The following is a 17,322-nucleotide window of genomic DNA, read 5'->3' on the forward strand; positions in this document are numbered from 1 at the left end:
AGGACGCGTCGGCTCAGCGCTTCCTCGAGAGTAGATGAGCGCCGGCCTCCATTGCCGTCAGCATGGCCTCGTGGGCATGCTCGGGCGCTGTCTCGCCCTCCGCCAGCGGACGCACCAGCAGCAGATTGCGATCGTCCGGCGACGGCTCCACCGCGACGCGGATGGCCTGGCGCGGCCGCCACGCGTGCGGGCTTGCGCTCGGCGAAGAGCCCGCGGCCACGGGCGACGAAGGCGGCGGAGGTGGAGGCTCAGGCTCCGGCGGCTGCACTGCAGGCATGCCGTCGGGAATGGTGTAGTCCGTGGCCGAGGGGCCGTCGCTGTCGTCCATCGGCGGGATGGGTGCCTGAGGGTTCGACTTCGGCTCCATCGGTGCCGGCGGCGGAATGGAGGGCGGGATGTTCGCAGCTTGCGCGAGATCCGCGGCCACGCGAGCGAGCGCCAAGGCGCGAAGATCGTTGCCGGCGTCCCCCGCGGATTCCGCGGCGCGGCGGATCCAGCGGACGGCCTCGCGGCCATCACCCCGTTCCCACATGCTGCTGGCTGCTTCCAGCGCCCACACCACGTCTTCCGTGTCGGTGGGCTCGGGTTTGGGGAACTGGAGCGCGTCGGTCATGCCTCCCTCGCTTTCGCTTCACCGAGCATAGCGCGCCTCCCACCCGGAAGGCGCCAAATCACAGCTTCACGACCTCCAAGGTGGAGCTCACTTCCGCCGTGGTAGCGCTATCCCGCAGCGGCAGCACCGTGCCCGCGTTTCGCGCCTCGTGGATCAGGTCCATGTCCAGCTCGGCGATGACCATGCTCTCCTGATTCGGTACCCCCTCCGCCAAAATGCCGTCCCGCGCGAAGGCGAAGTCGCTCGGGGTCAGGATGGAGGCCTGCCCGTAGTTCAAGCTCACGGCAGGCAGCATCGGCAGGCTGCCCACGGTGCAGGCGTGCATCACGTACATCTGGTTCTCGATGGCGCGGGCCTGTGCGCAGTAGCGCACGCGCAAATAGCCCTGGCGGTCGTCGGTACAGCTGGGCACCACCAAGATGTAGGCGCCCTCCCGGGCCGCTGCCCGAGCGAGCTCCGGGAACTCGACGTCGTAGCAGATGGTGATGGCCATCTTTCCGATGTCCGTGTCGAACACTCGCAGGCGCTTGTGCGGTGAGACGAACCACTCCTCCCGCTCGAAACGCGTCATGTGCAGCTTGCCCTGCACCTCGTAGTCCCCGTCCGGCGCGTACAGGTAGCACTCGTTGTATACGGTCTCGAGATCCGGCGGGTCTACCGCCGGCAGGGAGCCGCCCACGATGTACAGCCCGCTCTTCTTCGCCAGCTTGCGGAACATCTCGACGATGCGCTCTTCGTAGCGGGCGAGGTGGCGCACCTGCTGATCGATTGGCATGCGCAGGTCGTTCAGCGTCAAGAGCTGCAGCGTGAAGTACTCCGGGAACACCAACAGCCGGCACTTGTAGTCCTGGGCGGTGTCGACCAGCCCGGTGACTTGCGCCTCGAACTCTTCGAAGGTGTCGACCGGACGGATGAAGTACTGCAGCGAAGCGACGCGGATGCGGGGCATGACCGCCGCATCATCACGTCCATCGCGGCTCAGCGCCAGCGCTCGGTCAGCCGGCGGAGCAAGTTCTCACCCAGCGCGTAGAGATGGTCGCAGTGCGCGTCGGTGTCGTTGCCGGAGAAGCCGCGGATGGTGAGGCCGCCGGCATCCGCCTTGGAAATCAGGTGCATTCCGCGGGGCCCGAACTCGTCGGCTTGCTTCTGCTCGACGCCGGTGAACTCCAGGATCTGAGCCGCAGTCTGGGTGGTGCTGGCGTAGGGCGTCACGATCGACGAGTGCGTGATGGCCATGAGCTTTTCGCCGTCCACCGCACGCTTGGCGAAGTCGTCGAAGGGCGCCATCTGCAGCGCGTTCACCTTGGAGTGGTACTTGCTCTCGAAGCCCGCGTGGAGGCCGTCGGCCAAGAGCACGCTGTCCACGCGCGCCGCCTCGGCCTCGTGAGAGAGGATGTGATAGGTGGCGCCGTAGCCGGCGCTCCAGCTGGACAGCGCCAGACGGTGGAGCTTGCGCTCCGGCATCGGGCACTGCTTCTTCACGATCTCGTCGACGGACGCGAGCAGCGCGTCGAGCGCGCCTTTCTGGCTGAACGCCTTTTCGTAGGGGCCGGAGCCGATGCCGAGATTCACCACGACCAGCACGGCCTTCACGCCGGCGTTGTCGAAAGCGGTCTCGACGGCGCGGGGATCGCCGTGGAAGTGAACCACGAGATCGTAGCTGCCGTCGGCGGTGCGGCAGTCCGCAGGGATGTGAACCACCTTGCGACCGGCACGGACGTCCACGGCCTCGGGCAGCGGGGCCACGTCGACGGCGGCAGCGGGTTCGGGCATCTCTTCCACGACCACGTGCGCCGCCCGCGCCACGTCCGCCACCGCCTGAGCCAAGGGGCCAGTCTCGGAAGCGGACGGCGTGCTCGTCCATCCCACCAACGCCAGAACCACACCTGCGATCATCGCCTTCACGCCGCGGAATCAATACAAGTCGCGTTCCATTCGCGTAACTCTCCGAGATCGTTGAGTTCGGGGTTTCGCCTGGGTCCGATCTGCTGCTCCCCAGCAGCAGCGGGTTGATGCCCACAGGCAGCACTTTCGAGGGTCACCCCGCGCGGGGGCCCAATCTCGCGTAATCTTGTCGCTTCATGACCGACGCGGGCGACCGACCGACCCTGAGCGGCGTTCAGTTCCACACCGTCCGGCAGCTCGCCCGCGCGGTGGCCATCCCCCGCCTCGAGCTGGCGGTCGAGCGGGAGTCGGGCAAGGCGAGCGATCGCAGCGTGGTGCTCGAGGGGGACGAGCTGCGCCTCGGCAGTCACCCGAGCAACGACCTCGTGATCAACGACCCCAAGGTCAGCCGGTTTCACTGTCGCCTGAGCCGCGGTGGCTCCGGTTGGTCGCTCGCAGACAACGGCTCGCTCAACGGCACGCTGCTCGACGGCCTCCGCGTGCGGGACGCCGACCTGCCGCGGCCGACCTGCCGCCTGGCGCTTGGCGATTCCATGGTGCGGGTCCGCGAGCTCGGCTCCGAGGCCGTGGAAGAGGTGCCCACCTGGTCGAGCTTCGGTGAGCTGTACGGCGAGTCCGTCGCCATGCGCCAGCTGTTCGGCGTGCTCGACCGCGTGGCAAAAAGCGACTCCACCTTGCTCATCGAGGGAGAGAGCGGCACCGGCAAGGAGCTGGCGGCCACCGAGATCGCTCGGCGGGGACCGCGCGCCGACGCGCCCTTCATCATCGTGGATTGCTCGGCCATCTCGCCGAACCTGATCGAGAGCGAGCTGTTCGGCCACACCCGAGGAGCGTTCACGGGCGCCGACAAGAACCGCGTGGGCGCCTTCGAGGCAGCCAACGGCGGAACCATCTTCCTCGACGAGGTCGGGGAGATGCCGCTGGACATGCAGCCCAAGCTGCTACGAGCGTTGGAGGCCCGAGAAATACGCCGCACCGGCGAAAATGAGCCGCGCAAGATCGACGTGCGCGTGATCGCCGCCACCAACCGCCGCCTCGAACGGGAGGTGAACCGCGGGCGCTTCCGCGAGGACCTGTACTTCCGCCTCGGCGTCGTCACCGTGCGCATGCCGCCCCTGCGCAAGCGGCTGGAGGATCTCGGCATCTTGATCCAGGTGATCCTGCGGTCGCTGAACGCGGAAGAAGCCAGCCACCTGTTCACGCCCGACGTGGTCGCGGACATGGAATCCCACGACTGGCCGGGCAACGTCCGCGAGCTCCGGAACTACGTGGAGCGCACCGTGGTCCTCGAGCAGGCCGCCCCCGCGTCCACGCCGCGCTCCCTCGAGTCCGTGCTGCCTCCCCAGCCGGGCCGCCACTCGCCGGCCGCTGCCCCCGCCGTCGACCTGGAAGTGCCCTTCAAGGTCGCCAAGGACACCGTGATCGGCGACTTCGAGCAGCGCTACCTCAAGGCTCTTTTGGACTGGTCCGGCGGCAACGTCAGCAAGGCGGCGCGCAGAGCCAAGATGGACCGCATGTACTTGTACCGCTTGCTGCAGCGCTACGAGCTCCGGGGCGGCTCTCGCATCGAAGACTGAGCCCCCTCGTTCGGGTTTTCTTTGTCGTCACGGCGCGGAAACGCCGTCACGGATCGTTGCCGGTGTTGGGCAGCATCGATTGCGTCCGCGACAGCACGTCCACAATCGCCGAAGTCAGCGCCTCCGTCGTCACGGGCTTGATGAGCACGGTGCGATCCGTGGCGGCCAAGAAGCTCTTGGTGCGGGCCGTGAATTCCCCGCCGGTGCAGAAGATGGTCCGGCGGCGAAGCTCCGGCGCGATCTCCGACAGGGCGTCGAACACGGCGACGCCGTCGACGTCCGGCATCATGACGTCGCACACGATCACGTCGAAGTGACTATCGCGCCGCAACAGCGCGAGGGCAGCCGCGCCGCCATCCACGGCGACGACGTCGTGGCGACGCGACAGCACGCGTCCGAGCGAACGCAGGACCGCGGCGTCGTCGTCCACCAGCAGGATGCGCGCCCGAAACTGCGGGCGCTGCGCGGGCGCCGTGAGCGGACGCGACGAGATCGCCACCGGCGCCGTGGGCAGCACGACGTCGAAGCGACTCCCCAGCCCCTCACGGCTCTTGACGGTGATCTTGCCGCCGTGGCGGCGCACGATGTCGGCGCTCACGGCGAGCCCGAGACCGGTGGCGGAGTGCGAGCTCTTGGTGGTGAAGAACGGCTCGAAGATGCGCTCGAGCTGCGCAGCGGGAATGCCGGCTCCATTGTCGCGAATGACGAGGCGCACGGTGCCGTCTTCGACACGGGTTCGGAGGCGGATGCGGTTCTGCTCCTGGTGCGATTCGTCGAAGGCCTGAGCCGCGTTCAACAGCAGATTGGTCACCAGCTGGACCAGCTTGCCGTGATCGCCCCGGACCGCCGGAAGCTCTCCGAGCTCCAAGTCCAGGTGGGCTCGATAGCGGATTTGGCCGTCCACTATGCTGACGGCAGCGCGCACCACGTCGTTCAGATCCAGGTCGACGGACCCGCTCCGTGCGCCCCGTGCGAAGTCCCTCAGGTGCTCCACGGTGGACGCGATGCGACGAACGCCTTCGATGCTCTCCCCCAAGACGTCTTCCACCTCCTCGTCCGTGGGTGCGTCGCCCTCTCGGGTGCGCTCCAGGAGCAGTGAGAGGTTGCTCATGATCACGCTGAGGGGGTTGTTCACCTCGTGCGCGACTCCTTGCGCCAACTGTCCCACCGACGCCAATCGCTCGGACTGCATCAACTGATCCCGAATGCGTTCCGAGTCCCGCCGCTCCGCCCGAACCGGAAGCCCCGAAAGCACTTCCGCCAGGCGAGGCGCCAGTGCGTCGAGGAGCGCACGCTCCGCGGCGCTGGGCTGGCCGGCGGAGAGCACCTGCAGCACGCCGACCTCCTCGCCATCGGACACGAGCGCTACCTCGTGGGCCCGCGGCCACTCTCCGCTGGGCGGCGGCCCGGACTCCCCCGGGCGCACGGAGGCCGGAAGCTCGCTCCGAGCGCCGCTGTCGTCGAGCAGCGAGAGCCGCAGCTGGGAGAACACCACGTGAGCCGCGAGGGCGTGGGTCAGCGATTCCAGAACGTCAGCGGCGCTCTCCGCGTTGGCCGCCAATACCGCGGCGATCACGGCGCCGCCCTGTTCGGCCACCGCCGTGGCGCTCTCCGCCTCCAGCGCCCGGATCGCGATGGACAAGCTGCGCGCCACCGTCGCCAGCACCAGCTCCGCCTTGTCTTGCGGCTCCCGCGCGCGGAATCCGCGCCCCGCGATCACGCCCCGCAGACGATTTCGCACGATCACCGGCGCCGCCAGCACGGAAGGCGGCGCGTCCTGGTTCAGCCGCTCGGTCGCCGTCGAGTCTTCGGACAGCTCCTCGGACCAGCGCACCAACGCCTGCGTCGCCCAGATCCCCAAGCCGTATTGATCCGCTCCGCTGACGGTGACCCACGGCTCCCCGTCCGTCGACTGCAGCGCCAGCGCGAACGTACGCGCGCCCAACGCGCGGCGCGCGGCGGACGCGAGGGGTCGCGACAGCTCCCGAACGCTGTGCGCTCGGGCGCAGATCGTCGCCACCTCCGACAAGGCAGCGACGCGCGCCTGCCGTTTGCCGGATTGGCCGGGGGGTTGGGAAGTCCGCACCGTCACGCATCCTATAACGGCTCGCCACGCCCAAGACTGAGCGCCATCAACTCGATCGACGTCGCACACATACACACATCGGGCGACTAGCGGCGCACGTCTGGAGTCACCGGGGTCCGATGTGCGATGCTTCCGTCATGAAGCGCTGGCAGGCAATGGTGGGTGGTCTGGCGGTCGTCGGCTTCGTCGCGTGTGGTGGTCCTCCCCCGAAGACTCCCGAGAAGGCGGCGAGCTCCGCGGTGGCGCGCTGGCAAAAGCGCCTGGGCACCGTGACGGAGTGCGGCCAGGCCGTGCGGCCGCGCGGCGACGAGAGCTGCTCGCTGCAGCCCATCCACGAGTGCCTGCACGATGCCCTGGAGGCGTGCCGCCCCGCGCACGGCACGCACTTGTACTCCACCAGCGAGGGCGACCCGGTTCGCGTCGACTACTTCGTGGCTCCGGAAAAGGGCGCGTGCCTGTTCGTGGTGGTGGAGGACAAGAGCGCCGACCCCGTGGGCAACAAGGGCGTCGTGGAACAGGAGTGCCGCACCACGAGCTGGCGTCCCCAACCGGATGCTCCCGGCTGCCAAGCGCTCGCGCCGGTGGATTGCCGCGTGGTCGGGACGTCGCCCCGCTGACGGGCATCGCGCCGGACCAACAAGAAAACGTCACTTGAGGTGGTGGCGCTTCACGAGCTCCATCAAGTACGAGCGATCCATGCGCGCCTCGCGGGCGGCTTGGCGCATGTTGCCGCCGGTGCGCTCGAGCAACGCCGACAAATAGTGTCGCTCGAACTCCTCAGCGACCTTCTGCTTGGCTTCACGGTACGCCAACGTGCTCACGCTGTCGAACAGCCCTTGGGCGCCGGGAGCGGAGCTCTCCCCCGCGGGGTTCAAGCTCACGTCCGGAGGGTTGCCGAGCGCCAGCGTGCCCAGCACCACGTTGCGGAGCTCACGCACGTTGCCGGGAAAGCCGTGGCGCATCAGCCGCTCCATCTCGGGCTCGGGAAACAGCTCCGCCACCGCACCGCTGAAGCCTTCCTGTCGCAGAAAGTGCTCCACCAAGAGCGGGATGTCGTCCGCTCGCTGGCGCAGCGCGGGCACGGCGAGCAGCACCACCGCCAGGCGGTAGAACAGATCCAGCCGAAAGCTGCCGGCGTTGACGAAGGCACGTAGATCGCGGTGCGTGGCGCTCACCAATCGCACCTTCACCGGGATGTCCTTACTGCCGCCCACGCGGCGCACGACCCCGCGTTCCAGCACGCCGAGCAGGGCCGACTGCTGCTCCGGGGCCAGCTCGCCCACCTCGTCCAGGAACACGGTGCCGCCGCTCGCCCGCTCGAAGGCGCCGACGTGCTGGCGATCCGCGCCGGTGAAGGCGCCGCGCTCGTGACCGAACAGCTCGCTCTGAAACAGAGACGGAGTGATGGCCGCGCAATCCACCGTGACGAAGGGCTCGCCGGCGCGGGCGCTCTGATCGTGGATGGCGCGAGCGAACAGCTCTTTGCCGGTGCCGGACTCTCCCACGAGCAGCACCGGCACCTCGGACTTCGCCACCCGCAGAACGGACGCGAGCAGACGTCGGAGCAGCGGGCTCCGGCCGCGAATGTCGCCCTGCGCGTCCCCGGCCTCCAAGGTGACGAGGCCGCCGTCGCGCACCACGAGGCGCGTGGAACCGACCTCCACCACGCTGCCGGCGTCCACGCTCACGGAGGTGGACGAGAGCGTCACCGGGCCGATGCGCGTGCCGTTGGTGGAGCCCACGTCCGCGACCTCGATACGTCCGGCGTTGCGGCTGAGCTGCAGGTGAAAGCGCGACACCGTCGGGTCGTGCAGCACGACGTCGTTGCCCTCCGCGGTCCCCACGCTCACGGAGTCCGTGCTCGGCTCGCTCACGCTTCCCGCGTCCGGACCGCTCACGACCTCCAGCACGATGGCCCGCACGCTGGTGGTGTTCGAGTGGATCGGAACCGTGAGGTCGTCGGGCATGCCCGAGTATCACTCAAAACCGGCGCAGCGGGCCGTCCACGATGGTCGGGTGGGCATCCGCGGAGTGGCGCCCCTCCACCACGCCGCCATCCGCGGTGATGCCGACCACGCGGCCCACTTCCGCAAACAGCGCCACGAAGGGCGACGCCCAGCCGGCCTCGTCGAACGCCGCCACCGGCGCGCCCCGCTCCACCGCCAGCCAGATCTTCCCGGCGCTGCCCAGCCAGCGGGTGCCATGCACGTCCACGGCGACGGAAGAGAGGTGCGGTTCCTGCGCCAGGTAGCTCACGCTCGGGCGCTCCTCCACCGTGAGCACTGCCCCGCCGCCGCCCACGGCCAGGGCGATCTTTCGCGCCGGCTCTCCAGCAGCCGCCACCAGCACCGTGTCCGCCGGTGCCTCGAGCGGCTCGAGCTCGAAGCGCAGCGGGCGAAACACCCGCGCCACGGAGCCTCCCGACTTGCGACGCCCGACCACCAGCCAAGCGTCGTCGGCGATGCGCGCCACCGCGGTGACGTTGGCGACCTCTTCGAGCGGCAATGGCTTCATCCATCGGCGCGCCGACAGCCCCAACACCACGGCCCCACCGTCGAAGTCCACGCCGGCGGCGACGCCCACGTCGGAGAGATCACCATCGAAGGCGGTGATGGAGCGCACCCCTTCGGGGGCGGCAAGGGCCGGGCGCGAGCCCCCGGCGCGGAACTCGTAGGCCCGCGCCGCCGAGTCGAACACCAACCAACGCCCGGGTCCGAATCGCCGCACCAGCACGGGGTCTTCGATGCCGAGGGGCGACGCCGACCACGCCGACCCGGTCCAGAAGCGCGGCCCTGCGGTAGTGAGCGCCAGCGAGCGACCGTCTCCGTCGAAGTCGATCGAGGCCACGACCCAGTCGTTCGAGGGCAACGAGCGCACCGTCCAGCCGTAGCTCTCGCGACCGTGGCTCGCCTGCCGCGGCGACGACACCACGCTGGTCACCAGACGGTCGCTCGGCTTGCCACTGCCGGGGTGCTCCGAGAGCCAAGGCAGCACCAGGGCGCCGAACGCGCGCGCACTCTCCGTGCGCTGGCGCGGATCGGCCCGCGTCGCTCGCTCGAGGGCTTCATCGATGGCGCGGCAAGCGACCTGGTTGGCAGCGAGCTCCGGCGCCAAGTGGGGCTCGCCGACGAGCGTCGGCCGCTCGCTGCCCGTGGCCGCCATCACGCCCTCCACGGCGGAAGCGACGCGAAAGTACTTCTTGCCGGTGAGCATGAAGTAGGTGACGGCCGCCAGGCTGAAGACGTCCGTCCAGGGTCCAATCTCGTCCCGCAGGTGCACCTGCTCGGGCGCCACGTAGCCGGCGGTGCCCAACGTCACGTCTCCGAAGGTGGAGGCCACCCCCGCCGGTCGTGCGATGCCGAAGTCGGAGATCTTGAAGATCTCCGAGCGACCGAAGCCGCAGGACAGCACGTTGGAGGGCTTCAAGTCGCGGTGGATGACGCTCACCGCGTGGATCTCCGAGAGCCCGGCCACCAGGTGGCTGAGCGCCACGGCCGCGCGCTCGGCGTCGAAGGCGTAGCCGGTGTGCTCCACGGAGTAGCGCACGCGCCGCGCCAGCGTTTCTCCCTCGACACCGCCGTGGACGTACTCCAGGGCGATCCACGGCACTTCCACGTCTTGCCCCTGCTCGCGCACCGTCACGCTTCCGGTGTCCATCGAACGCACCACGAACGGCGTCGGGGGCACCTGCTCGTTCAGACGACCGAGAGCCACGGACTCCTTCTTGAAAGCGCGGGCAGCGAGACGGCGCGCCTCTGCCATCAGGCTCGGGCGGATCACCTTGAGCACCACTGGCGCGTCGCCCTCGGGGCTCCGCCGTCGCGCGAGGCACGCGATGGCAAAGCCTCCGCGACCGATGACCCGCTCCAGCAGGTAGTGCGTGTTCGGCTGTACCTCGGACGCGATGGGGCGGCCCGCAAGCTCGCCGAGCTCGCTCTGGCGAAGGGTCTCGTCCTCGCTCACTTACCCAGCGCCTTGAGCGCCTCGGCGCTCTTCTTGGCCGCTTCGGCTTGGGACCGCGCCTTGTCCGCCGACTTCTGCGCCGCCTCCACTTGCTTTTGAGCGTCTTCGATTTGTTTCTGGGCACTCTCGGGCACTGCGCCGCTGGCGGTCGTCGTGGCCGTGGCCTTGGGCGCGGTGCCGTGGGCGTTCTGGGCCGCGGCAGGCGCCGCTTGAGACGGGGGGGCGCTCGGCGCTTCCGCTTCGACGGGCGCGCTCGACGCCGCCACCGGCACCTGGGCTTCGGGCTCGGCCTCGCTCTGGGACCAGAGCCAAAGCCCCACCGCCGCGACCACCGCGAACAGCACGCCGAAAGCTCCGACGACCGCCACGAGCAGGGGCACGGCAGAGCGCCGCGGCTTCGGGGCCACCACCGGCGGGAGCGACGTGCTCGCCACCGGCGACACGCTTGCCACCGGCGCCTGCGACCAGGTCTGCAGCGTGGGTTGCCCGAGAACGCCTCGCAGGGCTTCGGACATCTCCTGGGCGGACTGGAACCGTTGATTCGGATCGCGGGCCGTGGCCCGGGCGAACCAGGCATCGAAGCCAGCGGGCACCGGCACCACGGAGGAGGGCACCGGCGCCTCTTCGGCGCAGATCTTGATGAGCAAGTCGCCGAGCACGTCACTCTCGAAAGGACGCCGGCCGGTGAGACACTCGTAGGCGATCACCCCCAGGGACCACAGGTCCGAGCGATGATCCACCGCTCGATTCCCTCGCGCCTGCTCGGGGCTCATGTAGTGGGGCGTGCCCATCACCGCGCCGGTGCGGGTCGCCGGCGTGGTCGCTTGGCTCGTGGTGTCGTCCACCTTGGCGATGCCGAAGTCCAGCACCTTGGCGATCTCGTCGTCGGCGTTGGCCACCAGGAAGACGTTGTCGGGCTTCAGGTCTCGATGCACCACGCCCGCCTCGTGTGCCCGCGCAATCGCCCGCGCCACGTGCGTCACCACACGGGAAGTTTCCTCGGGAGAGAGCCGCCCCACCCTCCGCAAGCGATCCGCGAGACTCTCGCCCTCGAGCAGCTCCATGGCGATGAAGGGCGTCGAGCCCTCCACGCCGTAGTCGATGATCTGCACCACGTGAGGGCTTCGGAGCGCCGCCGCGGCCTGCGCTTCGCGCAAGAAGCGCCCAAGCGCCTCCTGGCTTTCGGCAGCGCGGCCCGCCACCAGCTTGATGGCGAGGGGGGAGCGAAGTGTGAGGTGCTCCGCGCGCCACACCGTTCCCATTCCGCCACGACCGAGTGGTGAGACCAGCCGATACTTGCCGGCCAGCACGTCTCCCTGGCTGAGCTCCCGACCCGTCATCCTCGCGCCGCGCCAGCTTACAGCGTTTTCATTGACTCGTGACACGCTGGCGCTTGGCGACTCAGCTGGATGGCAAACAAGCCGGCCCCACACCCCGCGCGGGGTCCCCAACCCTGCGCCGTCACTCTTCCATGCTGTCGAGAAATGCCGTGGTTTCGGGCGTCAGGTCTTCTTCTTCTCGAAAGCCGCTCTGAGACGCGGGACCAGCAGGGCGTCGGCCCCCTCGGCGCTCATGCCCGCGGCAGGGATCTGCACCAGGCTCGCCCCTACGGCGCGGGCCAGGGCGTCGAATTCCGCTGGATCGAAGCCGTACACCACGTCCGGAACGATCAAGGCAAAGGGCCGGCAGCTGGCCACGGTGGTGGCCGCGTCCTCGACCCCGCAGGCCTCGAGGCGGGCGGCTGCGGCCCGCGCTACCACGGTACGGCATGCATCGCGCAGCTCGGCATTGCCCCCGATCAACACCGCACACGGAATCACGCGGTGGCGCTTGGTGGGCATCAGCGGGGGTTTTCTCATCGAAACCAGAACCTAGTGCGGCCGCCGCAAATGCGAAATCCGAATCCACTGCGGCGTTTCGCACCACGGCCAACGGGCCGAGATCCCCGCTTCGACAATCGTAGCGGCAGTAACTACGATCCTGTGCGTGATGCCGCGCCGCCGTTGGTTGTTCGCCGCCCTCGCCCTCTCCCTCGTGCTCGTCACCGGATGCAAGGATCGCGGTGGCCAGGTCGAAGACGCCGGTCAGGTCGCGCGCCAGGCCGCCAATCGACGCCTCACCGGCGACTGGTTGCTGCAGAGCTTCCAGCCGTCCGTCGCCCTCGAGCCCATGCTCGCGTCGCTGTTGCAGGTGCAGTTCGGCCGCATGACGGTCACCTTCGACGGCCAGTGGATGCACGCCACCGGAGCGGGCGTGGATACCACGCGCCGCTATCAGGTGATGGAAGCCGACCGAGATCGCCTCGGCATCCGCACCTGGGACGACACCGGCGTCACCTACGACGCCTACGGCGAGTTCCGGGGCAACGAGCTGTGGTTCGAGGGACGGACCACGCCGTGGCAGGGGCGTGGCGTGCTGCTCCGCGTGCGCTGACCGCGCTGTTTCCGCGGCGAGCCAACAAAAGAAATCCGCTAGCGCTTGCGCTCGGCGAAGCCCTTGGCTTCGAGAGCAGCGAGGACACGCTCCACTTCCGGCACCTTGTGATCGAACTCCACCGCCATCCGGTGGGGCCACATGCCTTGCGGATCCTCGAGGTTCGGCTCCACGCGCACCACATGCCCGTGCACCCGGCGCTCTTCTCCCCCCTCCGGCGGCACCGTGAGCACGATGGTCACCTCCGCCCCGATCTCCAGACGGCTGGCGGTGACCAACATCATGCCGCGATCGCTCGCGTCATGACTCACTGCCACCCCTTCCTGCAGCTCGTCCACGCGAACCGGAAGCCAAACCGTGAATCGAGGAGATCGCCGCTCCACACCCGAAGCATACCGCGCCGAGAGCAACCTGGCTTTTTTGTTGGTACGCCGCGGAACCTCACTAAGCTCCGAGGATGGACGAGCAGCGCCTGCCCTCGCCGGCAGAAAGCAAGCGGCGCCGGCGCCGTTTGGGCCTGGCGCTCGGCCCCATCGCGCTCACGTCCATCATGACGGTCACGGGGACGGCCCTGTCCCCCACCCTGCTGGTCAAGGCGCCCCTCGCGCTCGTCGCGCTGAACCCCGTGATGCGCCACCTGGTGTTGGTGTCCCCCAGCGTGCCCACAGAGTGGTTCTACGGCATCGCGCTGATCCGGCTGTTTCTGCCGGATCCGTTCTACTATCTCATCGGCCGCTGGTACGGGTCCGATGCGGTGGCGTGGATCGAACGGCGCGCCGGGGGCGCCGGCAAGATGGTGCGTCTGCTGGAAAAGGCGTTCGCCCGAGCGGGTTACGTCGTGCTGTTCGTGGCGCCCATGGGTTTGATCTGCGTGCTGGCCGGAGCGGCGAAGATCCGCCCCGCATGGTTCGTGATCATCGACGTGGCCGGCACCCTGACGGCGATCACCTTGGTGCGTCTGTTCGGCGAAGCCTTCGCCACGCCCCTGTCCCAGGTGCGAGACTTCGTGGCCGCCAACGTGCTGGTGCTCACGGTGCTGAGCGTGACGTTGGCGCTGGGCACCACGCTGCTCCGACGCTGGCGAAACCGCCGCGGGGCGTGATCACGTGCTCGCGTCGAGCCCCGCGTCGTGGGGCAAGCTCACCCGCGGGGCACGCAGATACACGAACGGCGTGAGCTCCAGCAGATTGCTGACGCGCGACGTGTACACGTCCGCGTAACGCTCCACCTGCCGCGCGAAGTAGCTCTTGTCGATGCCGGCACGCATCAACAGGCCCCAGCGCTCGTTCTGGAGAGACCCCGCCTCTTGCGCCAGCGGCGCGATGCGCTCGTCCAGCTCGTTCAGCTCGCCGCGCACGCGGTGCATCGCCGCACGCAGCTCTTCCGGCGACGGCGTGCCGTGGCCGTAGCCCGCCTCGTGGCGCATGAGCTCCACCCGGAGCTTGGAGTACTCGTGCTCGAGCCGCTCTTTGCTGCTCATCAGCTCCGAAAGCGCCGCCTGTTTGTCGGCGAAGCCCTCGAGGGCGGCCAGCTCCGCTTCCAGATCCCTAAGCACCAGCGCGGTACGCCAGCGGAGCATGTCCTTGGTGACGTGCACGTCCGCGTAGAGGTGGTCGCCGACGTACAAGATGTCCTCCGCGGACAAGCCGAGCTCGCGCTCCACGATGCGGACGTTGCCTCCCAGGTAGGCGCCGCCGCTCTTGGTAGCGCCGTTCACCGGACTCAGCAGCCCTTCGTCGTTCACGATCTCGAACAGCGGGCTCGAGCCCTTGAAGAAGTCCGGCTTGCGCGCGGACACCACCACCAGCTCGAACAGATCGCGCCAGGAAGTCCCGCGCGGCAAGTACGGCTCGATGGCGTAGCTCATCATGGCCCGGGTGAAGGACCACTCCGAGTTCGTGATCAAGAGCAGCTTCTTGCCCGAGGTCTTGAGATCCAGGAGCGCCAGCGGCAGGTCCGGGTCCAGCTCCACGAACGGCTTTGGATCCCGGGCGATCTCCGCCTTGAGGGCTCCCTCCATGTGGGTCGCGTCCACTGCACTGCGAACGATCTTGTAGAGCTCCCGCGGCCCCAGGGCGCTCCCCAGCTCGCCCGCATCCAGCAAGTCCACGCACTGGGCGAAGAGCGTGGCTTCCGAGAGCGAGAACAGGGTGTTCAAGAACACCCACCGCGACTCGTGCAGATCCACCGGCACTCGGGAGTAGAGCTCGCGTTGCTGATCGAACGGAAGACGCTGGGTTCCGTGAAACGCGTTCGTCACGTAGCCGAAACGGCTGGCCTTCACGATGTTGCCGAGCTCGAGATCCAGGCACAGGCCGAGGATGGCGAACTCGGGATCGAACTCGAGCTTCTGCACCGGCCAGCCCCGCTCCAGCAAATGCCCGCGGGCGTGCTCGTAGGCACGCCGCTCCCACTCTTCCACGCGGTAGTGAACCAGGGTGTAGTCCATGTCGAAGCCGACGGCGCGGATCGACCGGAGGTTCAACGTGCGGTTGCAGTAGATGCGACGAGCGCGGGCCGGAAGCTCCATGCCGCGTCCATACGCCGACGCGCGTGGGGCGTCAGCCGTGGCGTGCGGCGCGGCTCAAGAAGCCTTCGAACATCAGGCGCGCGTGCCCGGTGGGGCGCGCCGCATAGTTGTAGGGGCGCGGCACGCCGTTGGCGAACAGACACACCACGGCGGAATCGAAAGCCTTCGCGCGCTCCTTCACCTCGCTCTCGACGACCGGCTGGCGCGCGACCTTGGACAGCACTTCAGCGAGCTCGGGGCAATTGCCCACGGTCTTGGGCAGGCGCAGCGCCGCAACGTCCGCCCCGCAGCAGCGCGCTCGAATCACCGCGGTGGCCGCCAGCTCGAACCAGCCGAAGGTGGACCACTCGCGCATGCCCAACGTGACCTTGCCGGCCCCCGCCACGACCAAGCGCCGCCGGAGCTGGGAGCTGATGCCGCGAAAGTCTTCGTCCTCACACAAGAAGTCGAAGCCCTCGTTGCCCTCCAGGCTGCCTTCTTCGAACTGCGCGGCGACGCACTTGCCGCGATCCACCGGTGGCGCGATGGCCGCGACGGTTGCCGAAGGCGTGGAGACGGGCGGTGGCGCCGACGCCGACGGCGCCGCGCTGTGCGGAGGTGCTTCGATCTCGGAGGTGAGCGTGCCCGCTGCTGCGGCGCGGTGGTTCATGTACATCGCGACAGCGAGGGCGATGACGGCCAGCGCCACGATCACGCCGATCACGATCAGCGGTCCGCGATTGGCATTGCGGATCTTGATCTCGTCGTCCCCGAGGTCGAGGCTCGGAGGCGGCGTGGGCTGACCCATCGCCGGAGGTGGGTAAGACACCAGCGGCGGATAGGCCTCCACACCGGCGGGCAAGGAGCTGGACGCGGGCGCGGCGGGTGGTGGCGCGAGGTTCGCGGCCGACGGAATGGGCGGCGGCTCGACCTCGGGCGGCGGCGGGGGAATTGCAGGGGCCGACGGAAATGCGGGACGCGGAGCGACCGCCGGCTCCGGCTCTGGATCTGGCCGGGCCAGCGCCGCGCGGATGTCCTCGATGGGCGGCGCCCCCATCACCGTGGTCGCGTCGTCTTCGTCGTCGAAGGGATTGCTCTCGTCCTCGCCGGCCTCTTCCTCCACCGACACGGGGGGCATGCTCGGCACCGGCTCGGGCTTCTCTCCCTCGGTGCTGGCGAGCATGTCCGCGTAGTCGCGCTGCGAGGCGACCAACGTGGCTTCGTCGTCTTCCCAGTCGCTCTCGGTGTTCGCCGACAGCCAAGCATCGAGCTTCGCCATCAGCTCTTCGAGCCCCGACCGCCGACGCGCGAGATCCGGGATCAGCCCGCCTTCGAACAGCTCGTTGAGCCCGTCGTCCTTGATGCCGAGGGCGTCGAGCTTCTGGTGGCGCCCGCCGGCAATGCTGAGCAGGAGCTGATCTTTGGTCTCGCCCTTGAAGGGGGGGCTGCAGGTGATGGCCGTGAACAGGGCGGCATGCAGCGCCCACACGTCGTCCGCCGCACTCGGCCCGCGCCCCTGGAGACGTTCCGGCGCGCAATACGCCCCGCTGGTGGGTGCCACCAGCTGCGTGAGCACCGGCGCGATGCGCCCGGCGCTTGGGTTCACCACGATGCTCCGGGGCGAAATGGCACCATGCGCGCCGCCCGCGCCCTGCACCGTGAACACCGCTCGGGCCAGCCGCTGGAACGTCTCCACCGCGTCACGAAGCTCCAGAGGCCCGGATTTCAGGCGTTGGTGCAGCGTTTCCCCGGTCACGTGCTCGGCAACGGCCACGGCCGCGACCTTCTTGCCACCGGGCACGGACCTCGGGTCCGGTGCCTCCACGATCTCGATCAATGCGGCCAGGTGGTCGTGTTTGACGCCCACCACGGGGCGCAAAGCTGCCACACGTGCGCTGGCCAAAGCCGAGATGACCACGGCCTTGCCGCTCGCATCCGCCGCCAGCCACACCACGCCCTTCGACCCCGCAGGAACGCTCTTCTTGAACCTGTAGCGCCCGGCAAGCGGCGCCTGGGGTGGCTGCATGACCGAAAATCCTCGCCCTTCTCCGAGCGGTGGCAAAGTATTTATATCAGCCTTCGGCCGCTGAACGAACTTTGTGTCTCCGGAGAAAGACCTTCAGATCCGCGGGAGTCCGGCACCCGAAAAGCTCGGCTTCTGGCATGAGTTGGGTCAGAATGAGCCCGCGGCCACAGGGCCGACACTTGCCAGGTTTCTGATCAACAGACAACGATG

The 17,322-nt window shown here is 68.7% G+C and carries 15 protein-coding genes; 4 read left to right on the top strand and 11 right to left on the bottom strand.

Annotated features, from left to right (window positions below):
- Window positions 1-13: 13 nt before the first annotated feature.
- Genes H6717_15770 through H6717_15780 form a run of 3 tightly spaced genes read right to left on the bottom strand, consistent with a single transcriptional unit; the run spans window position 14 to window position 2,518 of the window.
- Entirely contained in the window at window positions 14-613 is a 600-nt protein-coding gene (locus H6717_15770; GenBank protein MCB9578483.1) for a hypothetical protein, read from the bottom strand.
- 58 nt (window positions 614-671) lie between these two features.
- Window positions 672-1,562 (bottom strand): carbon-nitrogen hydrolase family protein, encoded by an 891-nt coding sequence (locus H6717_15775; protein MCB9578484.1) that lies wholly within the window; start codon window positions 1,560-1,562, stop codon window positions 672-674.
- 29 nt (window positions 1,563-1,591) lie between these two features.
- Complete coding sequence (locus H6717_15780; protein MCB9578485.1) at window positions 1,592-2,518, bottom strand: hypothetical protein; 927 nt, start codon at window positions 2,516-2,518, stop codon at window positions 1,592-1,594.
- A gap of 176 nt (window positions 2,519-2,694) precedes the next feature.
- Here H6717_15780 and H6717_15785 point away from each other — a divergent pair, with 176 nt between their 5' ends.
- Window positions 2,695-4,095: a sigma 54-dependent Fis family transcriptional regulator gene (locus H6717_15785; GenBank protein MCB9578486.1), complete on the top strand. Its 1,401-nt coding sequence runs from the start codon at window positions 2,695-2,697 to the stop codon at window positions 4,093-4,095.
- A gap of 46 nt (window positions 4,096-4,141) precedes the next feature.
- Here H6717_15785 and H6717_15790 read toward each other — a convergent pair whose 3' ends face one another.
- On the bottom strand, window positions 4,142-6,181 hold the full coding sequence (locus tag H6717_15790; GenBank protein ID MCB9578487.1) for a response regulator: 2,040 nt from the start codon (window positions 6,179-6,181) through the stop codon (window positions 4,142-4,144).
- Between the two features lie 137 nt (window positions 6,182-6,318).
- On the opposite strand from H6717_15790, the gene H6717_15795 reads away from it, so the two are divergent.
- Window positions 6,319-6,798: a hypothetical protein gene (locus H6717_15795; GenBank protein ID MCB9578488.1), complete on the top strand. Its 480-nt coding sequence runs from the start codon at window positions 6,319-6,321 to the stop codon at window positions 6,796-6,798.
- A 30-nt stretch (window positions 6,799-6,828) separates the two neighbouring features.
- Here the strand turns inward: H6717_15795 and H6717_15800 are convergent, their stop codons facing one another.
- From H6717_15800 to H6717_15815, 4 genes are all read right to left on the bottom strand, one after another.
- Window positions 6,829-8,148, bottom strand: coding sequence for a sigma 54-dependent Fis family transcriptional regulator (locus H6717_15800; GenBank protein ID MCB9578489.1), 1,320 nt, complete (start codon window positions 8,146-8,148; stop codon window positions 6,829-6,831).
- A gap of 13 nt (window positions 8,149-8,161) precedes the next feature.
- Window positions 8,162-10,144 carry a serine/threonine protein kinase gene (locus tag H6717_15805; protein ID MCB9578490.1) on the bottom strand — a complete coding sequence of 661 codons (1,983 nt, stop codon included), beginning with the start codon at window positions 10,142-10,144 and terminating at the stop codon, window positions 8,162-8,164.
- The gene (locus tag H6717_15810) at window positions 10,141-11,484 is read right to left on the bottom strand and encodes a serine/threonine protein kinase (protein MCB9578491.1); all 1,344 of its coding nucleotides are present in this window, start codon (window positions 11,482-11,484) and stop codon (window positions 10,141-10,143) included. Before H6717_15810 ends, H6717_15805 begins: the two co-directional genes overlap by 4 nt.
- Before the next feature lie 162 nt (window positions 11,485-11,646).
- On the bottom strand, window positions 11,647-12,003 hold the full coding sequence (locus H6717_15815; protein ID MCB9578492.1) for a hypothetical protein: 357 nt from the start codon (window positions 12,001-12,003) through the stop codon (window positions 11,647-11,649).
- Window positions 12,004-12,130: 127 nt separating this feature from the next.
- Between H6717_15815 and H6717_15820 the strand changes: the two genes are divergently transcribed.
- Window positions 12,131-12,577, top strand: a complete 447-nt coding sequence (locus tag H6717_15820; protein ID MCB9578493.1) for a hypothetical protein — start codon at window positions 12,131-12,133, stop codon at window positions 12,575-12,577.
- Window positions 12,578-12,615: 38 nt separating this feature from the next.
- Here H6717_15820 and H6717_15825 read toward each other — a convergent pair whose 3' ends face one another.
- On the bottom strand, window positions 12,616-12,915 hold the full coding sequence (locus H6717_15825) for a PilZ domain-containing protein (GenBank protein MCB9578494.1): 300 nt from the start codon (window positions 12,913-12,915) through the stop codon (window positions 12,616-12,618).
- 119 nt (window positions 12,916-13,034) lie between these two features.
- Between H6717_15825 and H6717_15830 the strand changes: the two genes are divergently transcribed.
- Window positions 13,035-13,679, top strand: coding sequence for a hypothetical protein (locus H6717_15830; GenBank protein MCB9578495.1), 645 nt, complete (start codon window positions 13,035-13,037; stop codon window positions 13,677-13,679).
- Here the strand turns inward: H6717_15830 and H6717_15835 are convergent, their stop codons facing one another.
- Both H6717_15835 and H6717_15840 read right to left on the bottom strand, forming a co-directional pair.
- On the bottom strand, window positions 13,680-15,107 hold the full coding sequence (locus H6717_15835; protein MCB9578496.1) for an HAD-IG family 5'-nucleotidase: 1,428 nt from the start codon (window positions 15,105-15,107) through the stop codon (window positions 13,680-13,682). It lies immediately after the preceding gene.
- Between the two features lie 31 nt (window positions 15,108-15,138).
- A complete protein-coding gene (locus tag H6717_15840; protein MCB9578497.1) occupies window positions 15,139-17,112 on the bottom strand; it encodes a hypothetical protein in 1,974 nt (657 codons plus the stop codon).
- Window positions 17,113-17,322 lie beyond the last annotated feature (210 nt).

It is taken from the genome of Polyangiaceae bacterium (assembly GCA_020633235.1).
Classification (GTDB): domain Bacteria; phylum Myxococcota_A; class Polyangia; order Polyangiales; family Polyangiaceae; genus JACKEA01.